Below are 18548 nucleotides of genomic sequence, written 5' to 3'. Positions count from 1 at the left end.
TGATGAAATATGCATTCCCGCAAGATTTCTGGTGGGGCAGCGCCAGTTCGGCGCCGCAGAGTGAAGGCGAGAGCCTCAGTTTCGGCAAAAGCGCCACCATCTGGGACGAGTGGTTCCGGCTGCAGCCGGAGCGTTTTCACCAGCAGGTCGGCCCGCAGCAAACCTCGGATTTCTACCGCTGCTGGCGCGATGACATCGCGTTGCTGAAACGGCTGAACCACAACAGTTTCCGCACCTCCATTCCCTGGGCGCGGCTGATCCCGCAGGGGCGCGGCGAGGTTAATCCGCAGGCGGTGGCGTTTTATAACCAGGTGATTGACGAGATGTTGGCGCAGGGCATTACGCCGTTTATCAACCTGTTTCACTTTGATATGCCGCTGGCGATGCAGCAGCAGGGCGGCTGGGAAAGCCGTGAAGTGGTGCAGGCCTATGCCGAGTTTGCCGATGTCTGTTTCCGCCTGTTCGGCGACCGGGTCAAGCACTGGTTTACCTTTAACGAGCCGATTGTGCCGGTGGAGGGCGGCTATCTGTATGACTTCCACTACCCGAACGTGGTGGACTTCAGGCGCGCCGCGACGGTGGCCTACCACACCATGCTGGCGCACGCGCTGGCGGTGCGGAACTACCGCGCCCGCGGGCAGGACGGGGAGATCGGCATCATCCTCAATCTGACGCCTTCCTATCCGCGCTCCGCCAACCCGGCCGATGTGCAGGCGGCGCATGTTGCCGATCTGATGTTTAACCGCAGTTTCCTCGACCCGGCGCTGCGCGGCAGCTACCCGCAGGAGCTGGTGGCGCTGCTGCGTCAGCATGACCAACTGCCGCCATGCCAGGCGGAGGACGCCGCATTGCTGGCGCAGGGCGTGGTGGATCTGCTGGGCATTAACTATTACCAGCCGCGCCGCATTCAGTGCCGCGACAGCCTGGTCAATCCGGACAGTCCGTTTATGCCGGAGTGGTTTTTCAGCCACTATGCGATGCCGGGCCGCAAGATGAATCCGTACCGCGGCTGGGAGATTTACGAAAAGGGCATCTACGATATTTTGACCAACCTGCGGGAAAACTACGGCAACCCACGCTGCTTTATTTCCGAGAACGGCATGGGCGTGGAGGATGAACGGCGTTTTGAGCAGAACGGGCAGATTCAGGACGACTACCGCATCGATTTTATCCGCGAGCATCTGCAGTGGGTGCACCGGGGCATCAGCGAGGGCAGCCGCTGCCTGGGCTACCATATGTGGACCTTTATCGATAACTGGTCATGGAGCAACGCCTACAAGAACCGCTATGGCTTTGTGCAGCTGGATCTGGCGAGCCAGCAGCGCACTATCAAGAAAAGCGGCGAATGGTTCGCCGCAACCGCCGCCGCCAACGGTTTTGAGGAGCAACGCTGATGGACGATTTGGAAAGTACGGTGATGGAGATTATCGTCAATGCCGGCCAGACGCGCAGCCTGTGTTTCAGCGCGCTGCAGGCGGCGCGCGACGGCGATTTTGCACTGGCGCAGACGCAGCTGCAGCAGGCCGATGAGTTTTCCCGCGCCGCACACCGGGTGCAGACCCGGCTGATTGAGCAGGACGGCGGTGAGGGCAAAACGCCGATGACGCTGATTATGGTGCATGCGCAGGATCATCTGATGAATGCGATACTGGCGCGGGAACTGATTGCCGAAATGGTCGAACTTTATCAACGACAACGGCCATCGGCTCAGGGATAATCACTAGCGGGCCGCCGGCCCGTTTGAGGTTGATGACAACGTCGTCTGATGATTCGTGATACCCGGGCCTAGCGTAACGAGGGGCGCTTCGGCGGCTTACGCCGCTACGACCCCATCGTCACGCTCTCCCTAATAGTTGGCTTTATCAGTCGTCTGTAGCGGGCCGCCGGCCCGTTTTTCTCTATCAGCAGGAAGACCCGCAGTTATGGCCAATATCAATGATGTTTCCCGCCTGGCGCAGGTATCGAAAGCCACGGTGTCCCGGGTGCTGAGCGGCAGTCGCGGGGTAAAGGAAGAGAGCCGGCAGGCGGTGCTGCGGGCGGTGGAAACGTTGAACTATCGTCCGAACGCCGTCGCCCAGTCGCTCACCAGCCAGAGCACCGGCTGTATCGGCGTGATTTGCGCCACGGAACATATTCAGCAGGCGACCGGTTATCTCCAGGCGCTGGAGAAGCAGCTGAGCCGTCAGCAGAAGCATCTGCTGCTGCGTTTCGCCAACGACGCCGCCGCGCTGGCGGCCGCGGCGGCGGAGCTGAGCAGCGGCTGGTGCGATGCGCTGATCGTGGTCGGCGCGCGTTTTGCGCTGCCGCCGCTGCCGGACAGCACGGTGTGTCTGGACTGCGTCACCGCGTCCACGGCGAAAAGCGTGGGTTTTGACCACCAGTTTGCGGCAGAAACCGCGGTGCATTACCTCGCTAGCCAGCAGCGGCGGCAGATCGCCCTGATTAACTTTGCCGCCGGCGACGCCGCCGAACAGGTGCTGCAGGGCTATTGCCACGCGCTGGAAACGCACCTTATCCCCTATAACCGCCAGCTGGTGGTGGAAGACGAAGCGGTGACGCGCATTGCGCTGCAGCGCCTGCTCAACAGCACGATGCCGTTTAATGCGCTGCTGGTGACCGACGACTGTCAGGCGCAGGAGGCGCTGACGGTGCTGGCGCAGTATCAGCGTCAGGTGCCGGCGCAGGTGATGGTGTTCAGTCTGGACGGTTCGCTGCAGTGGCCCGGCGCGCCGACGGTGCCGTCGATTGAGTATTCGCTGGATGCGCTGGCGCAGCGTGCGCTGGCGCTGCTGAGCGGCGCAGAAGAGCCTGGTTTACTGCGCGGCAGCCTGACGGCGCGCTGACGCGCCGCAGCCCCCGTCGTTCTGGCGGGCGGCCGTTTCTCCCCGCTATTTTTTTGTGTCTCCCGCAGCGACGCCGCTCTGCCGCCGTCGCTCATGGCCGCGCGCCGCAAACTGTTATCCCTGACACACTTCTCACTGAAACCGGTTGCAGAAAAGAAGCCTCCCACTTATTCTGCAACCGGTTTCATTTTTGAGAAACACGTAGGCGGAAGTCATAACCTTTACGATAAGGTATTAAAATAATGACGAAAATAAGAAACTATGCCCAGTTGGCCGGCGATATTCTGGCGGAGGTCGGCGGGCAGGATAATCTGGTCAGTTTTACCCGTTGCGCCACCCGTCTGCGGCTGGTGCTGAAGGAGACGCCGCCGCAGGCGGCGGAGCGGATTAAACAGCTGCCGGGCGTCATCATGGTGGTGCAGAGCGGCGGACAGTTTCAGGTGGTGATCGGCGTACATGTGGCGGAGGTGTTTGACGCTTTTTCCGGCCTGGTCGATCAGAGCCAGCTAAAAACCGAAGGCGCGAAAGTCCGGCTGCTGGACGCGGTCATCGGCTCCATGTCGGCGATTTTCGCGCCGATCGTGTTTGTGCTGGCGGCGGCGGGCATCCTGCAGGGCGGCCTGATCGTCGCCAGACATTTTGCGCCGCAGCTGGCGAACGGCGGCACCTTCGAGGTGCTCAACTTTATGTCCTGGACGCCGTTTGCCTTTCTGCCGGTGCTGATTGCCATTACCGCGTCGCGCTTTTTCCGCTGTAACACCTTTATCGCGGTGCTGTGCAGCTGCGCGCTGATTAATCCTGAGTGGGGCGCCATCGCCGCGCGTATCGCGCAGGGCGAAGCGATCCACTTCCTCGGCCTGCCGCTGGCGGAAACGGTGTACACCTCGTCGGTGCTGCCGCCGATCTTTATGATCTGGTGCCTGTCATACGTGGAAAAATATGCCCGCCGCGCGATCCCCGACGTCGTCAACGAATTATTTACCCCGCTGGTCTGCATGCTGATTATGGTGCCGTTTACGCTGTTGCTGATCGGCCCGATCACCAGTTCGGCGGCGTTCGCCATTGCCGGCGGCTACAACTGGCTGTTTGACACCGCGCCGGCGCTGGCCGCCGCGCTGATCGGCGGCGTATGGCAAATGGTGGTGATCTTCGGCGTGCACTGGGGGATTACGCCGGTGGTGATGGCCAACTTTGATGCGCACGGCCGCGACTCTTTTCAGGCTTTCCAGACCATTGCGGTGGTGGCGCAGATGGCGGCGGCATTGGCCGTCGGCTTTAAATCACGCAACCCGCAGTTTAAAACTACCGCGCTTTCCGCCGGCGTCACCGGCGTGTTCGGCATTACTGAACCAGCGCTGTACGGTGTGACCCTGCGCCTGAAAAAGCCGTTTATCTGCGGCTGTATCGGCGGCGCGCTGGGCGCTTTGGTCACCAGCTTCTTCGGCAGTTACTACTATGCTTATGCTGGATTACCCAGCCTGCTGACCGTGGTAAACGCTATCAGCCCGGAGAACCCGATGTCGTTTATCGGCGAACTGGCGGGCGTTGCTACGGCGATAATCAGCACCATGGCGATGGTGTACGCGGTGGGCTTTGACGATCCGCCGTTGGCGGCGGGCGGCGCGGCGCCTGCGGCACCAAAGACGCCAGAAACGCCTGCGGCTGATGAGCCGGCGGCGCAGCCGCAGGCGGTGACGCTGCTGTCCCCGGCGGCGGGGCATTATGTGCCGTTGGAGCAGGTGAACGATCCCAGCTTTGCGCAGAAATTGCTGGGCGAAGGCGTGGCGATCCGTCCGGTGGACGGTCAGATCCTGGCGCCCTGCGACGCGGTGGTCTCCTCGGTGATCGACAGCCGGCATGCGGTCGGGCTGACCTGCGCCAACGGCGCCGAATTGCTGATCCACGTCGGGCTGGATACGGTCAAGCTGCAGGGGCAGCATTTTGACACGCTGGTGGCGGTGGGCCAGCAGGTGAAAGCGGGCGACCCGCTGATCCGCTTTGAGCAGCAGGCGATAGAAGCGGCGGGGTATGACGTGACCACGCCGTTTGTGGTGCTGAACAGCGATGAGTTCGCGGTGCGCCTGCTGGACGTAAACAGAGAGGTTGCCTGCGGGCAGCCGGTTATGCAGATTGGGTAACAAACAGGAGCGATGATGAAAAGCGTATTTCCGCAGGATTTTCTTTGGGGCGGCGCGGTTGCCGCACACCAGGTTGAAGGTGGTTGGGATCAGGGCGGCAAAGGCCCGAGCATTTGTGATGTGCTGACCGGCGGCGCGCACGGCGTGCCACGCGAGATCACCCAGGAAGTGGTGCCGGGCAAATATTACCCGAACCATGAGGCGGTGGATTTCTATCATCACTACAAAGATGACATCAAACTGTTCGCCGAGATGGGGTTCAAATGCTTCCGCACCTCGATTGCCTGGACGCGCATTTTCCCCAAGGGTGATGAGGCGGAGCCGAATGAAGAGGGGCTGCGTTTCTACGACGACATGTTCGACGAGATGCTCAAGCACAATATTGAGCCGGTCATCACCCTGTCGCATTTCGAAATGCCGCTGCATCTGGTGCAGCAGTATGGCGGCTGGACCAACCGTCAGGTAGTCGATTTCTTCGTCCGCTTCGCCGAGGTGGTGTTTGAACGTTACAAACACAAGGTGAAGTACTGGATGACCTTCAACGAGATCAATAACCAGCGCAACTGGCGCGCGCCGCTGTTCGGCTATTGCTGCTCCGGCGTGGTGTACACCGAACATGATAATCCTGAAGAGACCATGTATCAGGTGCTGCACCACCAGTTTGTCGCCAGCGCGCTGGCGGTGAAAATCGGCCACCGCATCAACCCGACGATGAAGATCGGCTGCATGCTGGCGATGGTGCCGCTGTATCCGTTCTCCTGTAAGCCGGAAGATGTGATGTATGCGCAGGAATCCATGCGCGAACGCTATGTCTTCACCGATGTGCAGCTGCGCGGCTATTATCCGTCCTACGTACTGAACGAGTGGCAGCGACGCGGCTTCAACATCAGGATGGAAGCGGGCGACGAGCAGATTCTGCGCGAAGGCTGCTGCGACTATCTGGGCTTCAGCTACTACATGACCAACGCGGTGCAGGCCGCCGGCGGCGAGGGTGACGCCATTTCCGGCTTTGAGGGCAGCGTACCGAATCCGCACGTCAAAGCCTCCGACTGGGGCTGGCAGATTGACCCGGTCGGCCTGCGCTATGCGCTGTGCGAGCTGTATGAGCGTTATCAGAAGCCGCTGTTTATCGTCGAAAACGGCTTCGGCGCCTACGACAAGGTGGAAGACGACGGCAGCATCAATGATGATTACCGCATCGACTACCTGAAGTCGCATATCGCCGAAATGGGCAAGGCCGTCAGCTATGACGGGGTGGAGCTGCTGGGCTATACGCCGTGGGGCTGCATCGACTGCGTTTCCTTTACCACCGGCCAGTACAGCAAACGCTATGGCTTTATCTATGTGAACAAACATGATGACGGCACCGGCGATCAGTCACGTTCGCGCAAGAAGTCGTTCTACTGGTATCAGGGGGTGATTGCCTCTAACGGTGAAACCCTTTAATCGTGGAGCCACCTCGCTATTGGTAGCGGACGTCATACTGAAAAACCTGCCCCGGCGGCAGGTTTTTTTATCTCCCGGTGGTGATAACGGCATAAAACGACGGGATTCTGGCCGGCGCGAAACGTGGTGCAGATGAAACAGTCTGGGCTATAGTGATTAGCATGTGCTCACAACGGATTGTTTACCATGTCAAAATGGCATTGGCTGTTTAGCCAGTTAACGCGCAAACTCTGGTTTCGCGCATGCTTATTCGCGCTTCTGGCCGTCATTTCAGCGTTAGTTTCCATTGTCATTAAACCATTTATTCCTGCCAGCATCGGCGGCATGGTCGGCGCCGATGCGGTAGATAATATCCTCAATATTCTGGCGTCCAGCATGCTGGCGGTAACGACATTTTCATTAAATATTATGGTGTCCGCCTACAGCTCGGCAACCACCAGCGTGACGCCGCGCGCGACGCGGCTGGTGATGGAAGACAGCACCACGCAAAACGTCCTGGCGACCTTTATCGGCTCCTTCCTGTTCAGCCTGGTCGGGATTGTGGCGCTGAGTATGGGCGCCTATGGGGAGCGGGGGCGGGTTGTATTATTCGTTGTTACGCTGCTGGTCATTGCATTAATCGTTATCACGCTCTTGCGCTGGATCCAGCATCTTTCATTATTGGGGCGCGTAGGGGAAACGACGTCGCGGGTGGAAGAGGCGGCGCGCAATGCGCTGGAAAACCGTGTTAACATCCCTTACATGGGGGGCAACGCGTGGTTATCCCCTCAGCACTCTCCTGCGGATGCCATCGCGCTCTATCCGACAGAAATTGGGTATATTCAGCATATTGATATGCAGATGCTGGATGACCGGCTGCAAGAAATTGAAGGGGAGCTTTATTTGGCCTGCCAGACCGGCGCCTTTGTGCATCCGGGGCATCCTGTGGGCTGGATCGTTGCACCAGATACTGACCTTGAGACGGCAGCACTATTGGCTGCCATCACCATCGGAGCGGAGCGCTCGTTTGATCAGGATCCTCGCTTTGGCCTTGCTGTGTTGGCGGAGATCGCCTCCCGCGCGTTGTCGCCGGCCGTTAACGACCCCGGCACGGCGATTGATGTTATCGGCCGCGCGGTGAGACTGTTGGCGGTATGGGGCAGAAACAAGCCGGAACCTGACGCGGTGATCTATCACAACGTGTGGGTCAAACCGATCGTGACGGCAGATCTTTTCGATGACATTGTGAATCCCATAGCTCGCGATGGCGCAGCGCTGATTGAGGTACAACTCCGTTTGCTCAAAGGATTACAGGCGCTCGATCGGATGAATACGGCCGTTTTTGCTGCGGACGTGCGCAGATATGTCGCCATCATTCAGCAACTGGCTGAAAAACAGATGGTGTCGCAGCAAGATTGCGCCAGACTCCATGCATGGATACGCCAATCGGGGTTAGACAATCACTGAACCGCTTCTCCCCGTTGCAGGCAGCGGCCGGTCAGCCCGGCCGCGAAGGAGATTCAGATCTTCTGGCACAGCATGGTGGGGAAGGACAAATGGCTGAACAGGATCAGGTTCTCGTTCAGTTTTGAGATATCCACCGGGTAACCGGGCGTTTCCTTGCCGATCTCATAAAAATAATCCAGCATTGCCTGCGGCGTATTGTCGAGCGGTTTGGGCCGGCTGTGGGTAAATTTCACGGTGTAAAAACCATCGCGCGCGGCGCGGGCGTAAGTGAAGTAAATGATCCTGTCCAGATGGGCGGCTTGCCGTTTATTTTGTACGGTGCCGATAATATCCACATAGCCTTTCCCTGCCGGGTCGAAGAAGTAGTGTGCATTTGCATGCAGTGAAATGGGATCGTTTTCCGTCACGTTTTTACGGATCAGCATTTCGGCTTCACAATGCAGCAGCGCCGTGGCGGCATTGGCAGGAATAGAGGGAACCGATAACAGCGCTATCAGGCTAACCATAAAACAGACCAGTTTCTTCATGCTAGTTCCCTGCAAAATTTTTGATGGTGAAACAACGTTCGTATTTTTCCGTGGTGGTGACCGAACAGATGCCCATAAAGGTGACTTCGTTGAATTTATCCTCGGCCCACATTTTTTTATAAAAGATTACGTTTTTGATGTGTTGGCAGTCCAGTTTTTCCCGGGCAATATCCTGTCTGGCCATGGCGATCAGCGTTTTTTTGCTGTAGGCGTTTTTATAGTCCAACGAGTACACCTCGCAACCGCCAAGGGTGAAAAGATAGGAATAGGGCTCCGATACAATCTTCAACAGTCGCGGCGTGTGAAAATACGCATACCCCAGCCAGGCGATTAACGCGAATGCCATGGCCATGACCACACCGAGTTTATAGCTGCGCTGGCGGGAGCTGTTTGGCACTGCCGGCGGCGTGTGTGTTGATGCCTCTACGGGAGCCGCTTTATTATTAACGCCGCTGTACTGTCGATCAGCGTTGTTTCTTTTATCCTCACTCATTTCCAGCTCTTCCTGTGGCGGTGAGGTGGTGCGTTGAGCGACCACCTCGGCGTCGGCACGCGTTTCCGCATGTGCATCAGGGTGTAATGCCGGTTCTATTTCTGCTTCCAGACGAAAGCCGACCTTAGGGACGGTGGTGATGATTTTTATGTTTTCACTGAGGCTGGAAAATGATTTCCGCAGTTCGCTGATATAGGTGTTTAAGTTGCTGTTGGAACCGGTAAAACCATACTCCTCCCATACGTTATGCAATAACGTTTCTCGCTCCAGCGTTTTTCCATTGTACCTGATTAACTCCAGCAGTAAGCGATTAGCCGGATTCGACAGATTCACTTTTTGCGACGGGTCGTTATGTAAAGCGAGCGTTTTTTCCGATGGTGTATAAACGACAATCAGATTTATTATGTATTTCATAAGGATAGGATGATTCCTAGTTATAATAATGTTTATAGGGTTATACACTCGGCAAATGACCGTCAAGTCACTATGGTAAATATTTTCACTTAATATAATCCAGCTAAACTTTAGCCTGGTTAAAAAAACTCTATGGCATAAATAAAAACTTAGTGTCCATTATTAAAATCTATGTGTTTATGTTTTTGTGGTGTAAAAAACTATATGTTTACTTGTTTAAGGCATGTTTTGCTGGTTGTTGTCGGTGTGTCTATCATTGTCATCGCTGTCACGGCAGACCTGTATACCTGTTTGATGGGAGTCTGTTTCCTGACATTCAGAGGTAAAAATTCTCTAATAATGGAATGAGAAAATTCTTCTGTTTATAGGTTGATTCTAAATGCATATCACTTTCATTGCGTAAAAATGAGGCGATATGCAGAGAAGGCAGGGAGGCATGACAATGCGCATTAATAATGCACAACCATGACATTACATTGGAATTTAATAAGGAATTTAACAAATGAAATTAAACAAAATCATGATGGCCAGCGTATTGGTATTCGGTGCTTCAACCATGGCGCACGCAGGCAATCAGGGGCAAGGGGTGGTTAATTTCAAAGGAGCGATTATTGATGCGCCATGTTCCATCTCGCCAGAAACCGTCGATCAAACTGTCGACCTGGGGCAGATCTCTAAAGTGGTACTGAAAGACGGCGGTAAATCCGTCAAGAAAGAGTTCCAGGTACTGCTGGAAAACTGCGAGCTGGAAAAAGATAAGAGCACCGTTTCTCTGACCTTTACCGGCGTTGAAAACAGCGACGGCCGCCTGGAAATCAACGGCACCGCGAAAGGCGCCAGCATCGCGCTGGTGGATACCGAAGGTAAACCAATCAAACTGGGCACTGCGACTGCCGCACACAAGCTGACCGAAGGTAAAAACATTCTGCGTTTCGGCGCTTACCTGCAGGGTGACGGCGCGTCTGCAGCCGTGGTCCCGGGTGATTTCACCAGCGTTGCTGACTTCACCATGTCTTACCAGTAATAGCCAGTACGTAAATGAACACATGCGGGTAGCGATACCCGCATGTTATCCCATAAAGGATTGTGTGGTGGAAACGTGATGCGTTGGTTGAAACCCTGGATAACTGTGGTTCTTTTATTGTTGTTGGGCATGCTGGCCATGGGCCCTGTCGCGTTTGCCGGTTTATCCGGCCGGGGAACGGTGCATATGGGCGGGGCGATTATTGACAGCGCCTGTGCGATTGCGGCCGGAGAACGCGATCAAACGGTCGATATGGGGACGGTTCCCGTCAGTCAGATTGTCAGTCAGGGGCAGGGTAGCGCCATTCCTTTTAGCGTGCGCCTCGTTAACTGTTCGCTGGAAAGATACACCTCAAGGCTGCCTGACTGGCAATATTTTCAAATCACGTTTGACGGGCCGACGGAAGGCAACGGGTTCGGCCTGCAGGGCGAGGCACGGGGTCTGGCCATCCAAATCAGCGACGAACAAGGCAATGTTGCCGCGCCTGGCGTAGCGATGCCAAAGAGCGACATTCACTCGGGAAATATGCAGCTGAATTATTTCATCAGGCTGATTGGGGATAAAAAAACGCTGCGTACCGGCGATTATTTTTCAACCATCAGATTCAAGCTCGATTATTACTGATTCGTCGTCATAAGTTTATATTACGAAAGGTCTGCAGATATGGATTGGTTTTCTGCTGGGGCACTCTTTCGCCCGAAAACGATAGGGATATTAATTGCGTTAGCCATTAACGGGTTGCCTGGTTATGTACTGGCAGGCGACGCAATTGAATTTAACACCGATGTGTTGGATTTGAATGACCGAAATAATATTGACCTCAGCCAATTTTCGCGTCGCGGATATATTATGCCGGGTGCATATAACATGACGATTCGGCTGAATAAACATGAATTACCGGAACAGCAGGTTATGTTCTATGCGCCTGACGATGACGATAAGGGCAGTCAGGCCTGTCTTTCCCCAGCGCAGGTGGCGCAACTGGGGCTGAAAGAGGACATCAGCAAGAAACTGACGTGGTGGCACAACGGCGAATGCCTGGATATGCATAGCCTGAAGGGAATGGAGGCCACCGGCGATCTGTCGGCGGCGTCGCTCTATCTAAACATGCCGCAGGCTTACCTGGAATATACCTCCGAGGATTGGGACCCGCCTTCACTGTGGGATGACGGTATTGCCGGGCTGTTGTTTGACTACAACGTCAATGCGCAGGGCACCCGCCAGCAGCGGGACGGCGCGCGCGATTACGACTTCAGCGGCAACGGCACCGCCGGCCTGAACATCGGCGCCTGGCGTTTGCGTGCCGACTGGCAGGGCAATATCAGCCACCAGAGCGGGAGCGCTCAGGGGACGGAAAAGAAGCTGGACTGGAGCCGTTACTACGCGTTCCGCGCCCTGCCGTCCTGGCGATCGCGCCTGACGGTGGGGGAAGACTACCTGGATTCGAACGTGTTCGACAGCTTCCGCTATACCGGCGCCAACCTGCGATCCGACGACAATATGTTGCCGCCCAACCTGCGCGGCTATGCGCCGGAGGTGGTCGGCGTGGCGAAAACCAACGCCAAGGTCACCGTCAGCCAGCAGGGGCGCGTGCTGTATGAAACGCAGGTGGCGGCGGGGCCGTTCCGCATTCAGGACATTAATGACGCGGTGTCGGGCAAGCTGGACGTACGGGTGGAAGAGCAGGACGGCAGCGTGCAAAAGTTCCAGATGGACACCGCCAGCATTCCGTACCTGACCCGACCGGGCAGCGTGCGTTACAAACTGGCGGCGGGCAAACCCTCTGACTGGCGGCATCGCACGCGCGGACCGATGTTTGCCAGCGGCGAGTTTTCCTGGGGCATCAGCAACGGCTGGTCGCTGTTTGGCGGCAGCATTCTCGGCGGCGATTATAACGCGCTGTCGCTGGGGGTCGGCCGCGATCTGTGGGTGTTGGGGGCGATTTCGTTCGACGTGATTCAGTCGCGTGCGCATATCCCGCAGGAGGGGACGTTCAGCGGCGGTTCATATCGGGTGAACTACTCAAAAAACTTTGATGAGTACGACAGCAATATCACCTTCGCCGGCTATCGTTTCTCGGAAAAGAACTTTATGACCATGAGCGAATATCTGGATGCGCGTTACTACGGCTATCAGATCGGCAGCAGTAAAGAGATGTATACCCTCAGCTTTAACAAGCAGTTCCGCGATCTGGGGGTCAGCACCTTTATCAGCTACAACCACCAGACCTACTGGGATCGGGCGGCGAACGACCGCTACAACCTGACGGTATCGCACTATTTCGATCTGTGGTCGATGCGTAATTTGAGCCTGTCGCTGTCGGCTTACCGCAATACCTATGACGGCGTCAAAGATGACGGCGCCCACCTGTCGCTGTCGATTCCCTGGGGCAACAGCGGCAGCCTGAGCTACAACGCCGCCTTGGCGAAAGGGGATAACAGCAACAGCCTGAGCTATTACGACCGCATTGATGAACACAATAACTATCAGGTCAGCGTCGGCAAGACGCGCAGCGGCGCCTCGGTCAGCGGTTATATAAACCATGAAGCCGATGCCGCGCAGCTGAGCGGCAATATCAGCTACCAGGAAGGGCAATATACCGCGCTCGGTCTGTCCGCCCAGGGTGGGCTCACGCTGACGATGGAAGGCGGCGCGCTGCACCGCGTCGGCACGATGGGCGGTACGCGGCTGATGCTGGATACCGGCGGCGTGGCGGATGTGCCGGTGCGTGGCTACGGCAGCACCAGCCGCAGCAATATGTTCGGTAAAGCGGTGGTGACCGACATTAACAGCTACTACCGCAACAAGGCCAGTATCGATCTGAACAAGCTGGCGGACAATGCGGATGCCAGCAATTCGGTGGTGCAGGCGACCCTGACGGAAGGGGCGATCGGTTTCCGGCGTTTTAATGTGATTGCCGGTGAAAAGGCCATGGCGGTCATTCGCCTGGCGAATGGCGATGCGCCGCCGTTCGGCGCTACGGTGTTTAATCTGCGCAAGCAGGAGACCGGCATCGTTAACGACGGCGGCAAGGTTTACCTTAGCGGCATCAAGGCGGGCGAAAAAATGCGGGTGTTCTGGAACGGTGACGCGCAGTGCGCCATTTCGTTGCCGGATCCGCTGCCGAAAGACGGTTTCAACAACCTGTTGCTGCCGTGCCAGCCGCTGGAACAGGCGGTCAACGCGGCGAAGTAGCGCGGACTTTCGGTCTATGACGGTTTTTATGATGATTGAATGGAGTAATAAAGGAATGAAACCAAGTACTTTGCTGATGATGTCCGCCTGCCTGTTTAGCGGCGCGGCGGCGATGCAGCAGGCCAATGCCGCCATCGCTCTGGATCGCACCCGGGTGGTATTCGACGGCGGCGCGAAATCCGTCAGCCTGAACGTCAGCAATCAGAACCAGCAACTGCCCTATCTGGCGCAGGGGTGGATTGAGGACGAGCAGGGCAACAAGATCAGCGATCCGCTGGTGGTGCTGCCGCCGGTGCAGCGCATCGAGGCCGGTAAGCCGAGCCAGGTGAAAATCCAGGCGCTGCCGGGCGTTAAACAGCTGCCGCAGGACCGGGAAACGCTGTTCTATTTCAACCTGCGTGAAATTCCGCCCAAGAGCGATAAGCCCAATACGCTGCAGATCGCCCTGCAGACGCGGGTCAAACTGTTTTACCGCCCGCACGCGATTATGCAGGACGTGGAGGCGCTGACCAAGCCCTGGCAGGAGAAGCTGACGCTGACTAGGCACGGCGATCGCTACACGGTGAATAACCCGACGCCATATTACGTCACGCTGGTGGACGCCAGCAGCCAGAAGAACGGCAAGAGCGCGGCGGGTTTTGAACCCTTTATGGTGCCGCCGCTGGGTGCGGCCGAGATGTCGGTCAGCGCGGCGGCGCTGGGCAGCGCGCCGGTGCTGACCTATATCAACGATTACGGCGGTCGTCCGCAGCTGACTTTCCGCTGCGCCGGCAATGACTGCCAGGCCGTGGCGGAAAATCACCGCAGCTAAACCGGTAAGGGGGACAAGGGAATGACCATCAAACGCAGTCTGTCGGGTAAAGCCCGTTTATGCCCGACACGTCAGGTTCTACCGCTCGCCGCACTGTTGCTTTGCACGGCGGGACTGGCTCCGGGCATCGCCGCGGCGGCGGATAACTGGCAGGTGGAAGGCGCCAACGGCGTGCTGCACGTGCACGGCGTGTTGACGGAAAGCGCCTGTCGGTTGGAGATGAATTCTGCCGAGCAGGCGGTATCGCTGGGCAATACCGGCACCGGACGCCTGCAAAAGGCCGGCGACCGTGGCGAACCGGTCGCTTTCCAACTGCGGCTGCGCGACTGCATTCGCACCACCGGCAGCAGCCGGGACGAGCGCGGCGGCATGTTGAGCTGGGACGCCAACCAGCCGGTGGTCAGCGTGCGTTTTATCGCGTCGGCGGATGCTGACAATGCACAGCTGATTAAAGTGCAGGGCGTTTCCGGTTTAGGCCTGCGCATGCTTGATGCGAAAGGGCGGGATATTCGCCTGGGTTTCCGCGGTAAGCCGCAGTTTCTGACGCCGGGTCAGGACGTTCTGACTTACCGGGTGATGCCGGAGCGCACCGCTGCGCCGCTGCAGGCCGGCGCGTATCGCAGCCAGGTTAATTTCAGTCTGAATTATGACTGAGCGGTACAAACGCCGTCAGCGCATAGCCAGTGATTAAAAGCCGATGGCAAAAGGACGCAGGCTATTTTCTCAAGCCTATGGAGAGGGTATATGCACAGTTATTTAAGCCGCAGCAGGGGGGGTTGGCTGGCGATGGGGGGATGCCTGCTGGCGCCGATTTTTTCCCCCGCTCTGGCTGTGCCGGGCGGCAGCGGCGGCACGGAAATCAAAATTTATGGCACGTTGGTTGAGCCGCCGCCGTGCCAGATTAATAACAACAAGGTGATCGACGTGCCGTTTGGCGAGATCGGGATCAACCGGGTGGACGGTAAGAATTACTTAAAGCAGGTTGAAGCGCCGCTGAAGTGCGATGAAAGCCAGCTGAAATGGGATCTCTGGCTGGAGGTGCACGGCCAGGCAACGGCGTTTGATAAAGCCGCGATCCAGAGCTCCGTGACCGATCTGGGCATTCACATGCTGCTGGATGGTAAACCGCTGGAGCTGAATAAGCCGGTGCGGATTACGCCTGTCCCGACGCTGAAGTTGCAGGCTGTGCCGGTAAAAAAAGCGGGTGCCGAGCTGCCGGAAGGGGCGTTTGACGCCTCTGCCACGCTGCTGGTCGAGTACCAATAATGTTTACGAAGAATTGGCGAAAAGGAGCTGCCATGCGTACCCAGTGCGTTGCGCTGTTATTAAGCCTGCTCATTCCATGTGCTGCGCTGCAGGCCAAAGAGAATTTGTATTTCCACGGCTCACTGGTGGCGGAGCCTTGCATGCTGGAGCCTGATGATGCGGAGATCGAGCTCGACTTCGGCAACGTGGTGGATAAATACCTGTACCTTAACCAGCGCACGGCCGGTAAGGCGTTTGCCATCCGTTTGACGCAGTGCGACACCAAGCTGGGTGATCAGGTGGAAATCACCCTGAAAGGGGCTGAAAGCGGCCCGTTGCCCGGCCTGCTGCAGCTGGCGGGCGGCAGTCTGGCAAAAGGCGTGGTTATCGGGCTGGAATCTAGCGAAGGGAAGCCGTTGCCGATCAATAAGGTTTACCGCCACCAACTGCATGACGGCAGCAATACCTTTAACCTGATGGGTTACGTGCAGGCTGAGCCTGACGCGCTGAAGAACCATACGATTACGCTCGGCAGCTTTAGCGCAGCGCTGACGCTGATGATTGATTATCCCTGAGCGGGACGTGGGGATATTTCATATCACGCGCTTATGACAGATGGGAGCGCGGTATAAAAAGGACAGGGACATGCAGAGCATGAGATTATTGGTCGTATTGTTATCAACCCTGGCGGCGTTATCCGCCCACGCTGAGCCGGATAATACCTGCTGGGGCGACCCGGTGAATATTGCCGTGGTGGATATAGCCTCCGCGCCTTTTACCAGTAATAAAAAAGGGGCTGCAGCAACAATGAGGTATCAAACGGACCCTATAGAGTTTGATGGGGTTTGTAATAGAAGCGAAAATTATGTATTCATGACCCATTATGTTGACATGGGGCCGACGCTTGTACCCTCTGAAATGAGTACTGGTTATTTTAAATTAACTGATGATGTGGATATTAGGATAAGGAGTGGCTCAATAAGCAAATACTTCCCTTTGGTACCGTCTGATGGATTGGCTGGCTTGACGTCTCCCAAGTCATATGGGGAGAATATAAAGGTTTCTGGGTTCAGTGTGGCTGGTAGTGGGCTCGTGGAACTAAAATTAAGGCGAGATGTTATTGGCGGCGCTATTGTCGTACCGTCAGATACCGAGCTTTTTTCAGCCTACCGGGTTATGGATCGGCTACCTTACCCGCCGCGCCCAAGCCGGCCGATAGTTCAGGCACGCACCAAAGGCGGCGGGCAGGTAATACCGGTGACGCCGGAGTGTTCGATTAATCAGGGGAACACCATTGAAGCTAATTTTCATACGTTACAAACGAATTTGGTTCCAAGTCGCAGCGATGATGAGGGGTACCGCAAAGATATTGCGTTGCATTTTAGCTGTACTACCAGCCTAACGCAGGATATTCAGGTACGGCTGGTGGCAGACAGCGCGGACTTCTCCTCAGATCTTATCCGCTCTGATAATTATCAACTGGGGTTCGCGCTAAAACATAACGGAGTTTTGATCAGACCCATGGAGTCATTTTCTGCCCGATTGGAAAACGGAGTGGATAATGAGAATATTACTTTATCGCCGGTAAAAGATGCTTATCGTGAGCTAAAAGGCGGTAGGTTTAACGCTTCGGCTACGTTAGTTATTCTGTCTATTTGAACGTGCTGAATGTGATTTCGTCGACATGCTTGATATTGAGTTGATGATGAGTGCCTTACTTTTCTGAGGGTAGACTTAAATGAGGCATTTTTTATTCATTTTGCTAGCGGTGTTTTCGCTATGCTCCCATGCGGAGCCGGATAATACCTGCTGGGGGGATCCGGTTAATATTGCGGTGGTGACGATGTCCTCTGCGTCGTTTTCCAGTAATAAGAAAGGCGCTTCGGCACGGATGCGCTACTCAACGGTTCCCGACAGGTTTCCTGCTGTTTGTAACCGGAACATGGAAGGCTCCGGTCTTATGATGTCGCACTATGTCGATATGGGAAGCGGCTTGGCGCCGTCTGATCTTAACCCTGGTTACTTTAAATTAAATGAGGACGTAGACATTCGCATTTCCAGTGCCGAGACGGGGAGTGCGGCCTATGAGTATTTTCCCTTAGCCCCTCCTGGGTTGAAAGCTTTTACGGTTCCTCCTGTCGGGCAGGGAACCCGTGGGATGATGTTCTCTACGACCAGTCAGGGATATATTTATTTAATGTTGAGGCGGAATATTATTGGTGGTGCCGTTGTCGTCCCCTCAAATACCGAACTGTTCTCTGTTTATCGGGTCATGTATACCAATGATATTTCTGTACCCCGGCCATCCCGACCCAGTAAGCCGCTGGTACAGGCGCGGACGCGGCCCGGGGGGCAGGTAATCCCGGTGCCGTCAGAGTGCTCTATTAATCAAGGAAATGTCATTAACGTTAACTTCGGCATGTTGCAAACTGCGCTGATCCCTGCTTCCAGTTCTGACAAAAAAGGCGAAGGGTATAGTAAAGATATTACGTTGTCCTTTAACTGCAACAGCAGCCTGACACAGAATGTTAAAATTAAATTGGTGGCGGATACGTCAATGTTTTCATCGGATTTAATCCGTTCTGACAATGCTGAGTTAGGCTTTGCGCTAAAAAACAATGAGAGGTTGGTCAAACCAATGGGGGCATTTCCCATTCGGTTGGAAGACGGTTTGGGGCGTGCAAACATCACCTTGATGCCGGTAAGAAACCCTCAGGCTGAATTAAAAGGCGGTGTATTTAATGCTTCGGCCACGCTGGTTATTCAGTCTCTTTAATGAAATGTGAATGAAAGCACACAAAATAGCTATGTCATATTGTGAATTGACACACCGCAGTCCGTGTTTGTCGGCAGGGGATGCGAGGGGAGTTACATAATACGTACCCTATCAATATTGGCTTGTAAAATATTATTTGTCCGGATAATTCCTGCTGGCGGAGGTCAGTAAACGTTGCCGTGGCAGGTAG

General features: G+C 55.9%; 17 protein-coding genes. 15 read left to right on the top strand and 2 right to left on the bottom strand.

Annotated elements, in window-relative coordinates:
* Nucleotides 1-2 precede the first annotated feature (2 nt).
* The 6 genes from CLM71_RS15330 (at nt 3) to CLM71_RS15305 (ending at nt 7873) form a co-directional block, all read left to right on the top strand.
* A complete protein-coding gene (locus tag CLM71_RS15330) occupies nt 3-1394 on the top strand; it encodes a glycoside hydrolase family 1 protein (protein WP_105231789.1) in 1392 nt (463 codons plus the stop codon).
* Entirely contained in the window at nt 1394-1717 is a 324-nt protein-coding gene (locus tag CLM71_RS15325; RefSeq protein ID WP_105231788.1) for a PTS lactose/cellobiose transporter subunit IIA, read from the top strand. The genes CLM71_RS15330 and CLM71_RS15325 overlap by 1 nt, the downstream gene beginning before the upstream one ends.
* 205 nt (nt 1718-1922) lie before the next feature.
* Entirely contained in the window at nt 1923-2843 is a 921-nt protein-coding gene (locus CLM71_RS15320; RefSeq protein ID WP_105231787.1) for a LacI family DNA-binding transcriptional regulator, read from the top strand.
* Between the two features lie 242 nt (nt 2844-3085).
* Nucleotides 3086-4981 carry a glucose PTS transporter subunit IIA gene (locus CLM71_RS15315; RefSeq protein WP_105231786.1) on the top strand — a complete coding sequence of 632 codons (1896 nt, stop codon included), beginning with the start codon at nt 3086-3088 and terminating at the stop codon, nt 4979-4981.
* A gap of 12 nt (nt 4982-4993) precedes the next feature.
* The gene (locus tag CLM71_RS15310) at nt 4994-6427 is read left to right on the top strand and encodes a 6-phospho-beta-glucosidase (RefSeq protein ID WP_105231785.1); all 1434 of its coding nucleotides are present in this window, start codon (nt 4994-4996) and stop codon (nt 6425-6427) included.
* Between the two features lie 186 nt (nt 6428-6613).
* The gene (locus tag CLM71_RS15305; RefSeq protein ID WP_234008586.1) at nt 6614-7873 is read left to right on the top strand and encodes a DUF2254 domain-containing protein; all 1260 of its coding nucleotides are present in this window, start codon (nt 6614-6616) and stop codon (nt 7871-7873) included.
* A gap of 53 nt (nt 7874-7926) precedes the next feature.
* Here CLM71_RS15305 and CLM71_RS15300 read toward each other — a convergent pair whose 3' ends face one another.
* Both CLM71_RS15300 and CLM71_RS15295 read right to left on the bottom strand, forming a co-directional pair.
* The gene (locus tag CLM71_RS15300; protein WP_105231783.1) at nt 7927-8400 is read right to left on the bottom strand and encodes a FidL-like protein; all 474 of its coding nucleotides are present in this window, start codon (nt 8398-8400) and stop codon (nt 7927-7929) included.
* Between the two features lies 1 nt (nt 8401).
* A complete protein-coding gene (locus tag CLM71_RS15295) occupies nt 8402-9307 on the bottom strand; it encodes a winged helix-turn-helix domain-containing protein (protein WP_105231782.1) in 906 nt (301 codons plus the stop codon).
* A 502-nt stretch (nt 9308-9809) separates the two neighbouring features.
* Between CLM71_RS15295 and CLM71_RS15290 the strand changes: the two genes are divergently transcribed.
* From CLM71_RS15290 to CLM71_RS15250, 9 genes are all read left to right on the top strand, one after another.
* Nucleotides 9810-10331: a fimbrial protein gene (locus tag CLM71_RS15290; RefSeq protein WP_105231781.1), complete on the top strand. Its 522-nt coding sequence runs from the start codon at nt 9810-9812 to the stop codon at nt 10329-10331.
* Between the two features lie 78 nt (nt 10332-10409).
* Nucleotides 10410-10955 (top strand): fimbrial protein, encoded by a 546-nt coding sequence (locus CLM71_RS15285; protein WP_158684824.1) that lies wholly within the window; start codon nt 10410-10412, stop codon nt 10953-10955.
* Nucleotides 10956-10994: 39 nt separating this feature from the next.
* Nucleotides 10995-13526 carry an outer membrane usher protein gene (locus CLM71_RS15280; RefSeq protein WP_105231780.1) on the top strand — a complete coding sequence of 844 codons (2532 nt, stop codon included), beginning with the start codon at nt 10995-10997 and terminating at the stop codon, nt 13524-13526.
* Between the two features lie 55 nt (nt 13527-13581).
* Nucleotides 13582-14337, top strand: a complete 756-nt coding sequence (locus CLM71_RS15275) for a fimbria/pilus periplasmic chaperone (protein ID WP_105233427.1) — start codon at nt 13582-13584, stop codon at nt 14335-14337.
* Between the two features lie 21 nt (nt 14338-14358).
* The gene (locus CLM71_RS15270) at nt 14359-14991 is read left to right on the top strand and encodes a fimbrial protein (protein WP_222618810.1); all 633 of its coding nucleotides are present in this window, start codon (nt 14359-14361) and stop codon (nt 14989-14991) included.
* A 90-nt stretch (nt 14992-15081) separates the two neighbouring features.
* Entirely contained in the window at nt 15082-15603 is a 522-nt protein-coding gene (locus CLM71_RS15265) for a fimbrial protein (protein WP_105231779.1), read from the top strand.
* 32 nt (nt 15604-15635) lie between these two features.
* A complete protein-coding gene (locus CLM71_RS15260; RefSeq protein ID WP_105231778.1) occupies nt 15636-16157 on the top strand; it encodes a fimbrial protein in 522 nt (173 codons plus the stop codon).
* 79 nt (nt 16158-16236) lie between these two features.
* Nucleotides 16237-17241, top strand: a complete 1005-nt coding sequence (locus CLM71_RS15255; RefSeq protein WP_158684823.1) for a fimbrial protein — start codon at nt 16237-16239, stop codon at nt 17239-17241.
* A 79-nt stretch (nt 17242-17320) separates the two neighbouring features.
* Nucleotides 17321-18358 carry a fimbrial protein gene (locus tag CLM71_RS15250; RefSeq protein WP_105231776.1) on the top strand — a complete coding sequence of 346 codons (1038 nt, stop codon included), beginning with the start codon at nt 17321-17323 and terminating at the stop codon, nt 18356-18358.
* Nucleotides 18359-18548 lie beyond the last annotated feature (190 nt).

This window comes from Serratia sp. MYb239, from assembly GCF_002966855.1.
Taxonomy (GTDB): Bacteria; Pseudomonadota; Gammaproteobacteria; order Enterobacterales; family Enterobacteriaceae; genus Serratia_B; species Serratia_B rhizosphaerae.
The sequence above is the reverse complement of the archived record's forward strand: the minus strand, read 5'-3'. Positions and strand labels throughout refer to the sequence as shown.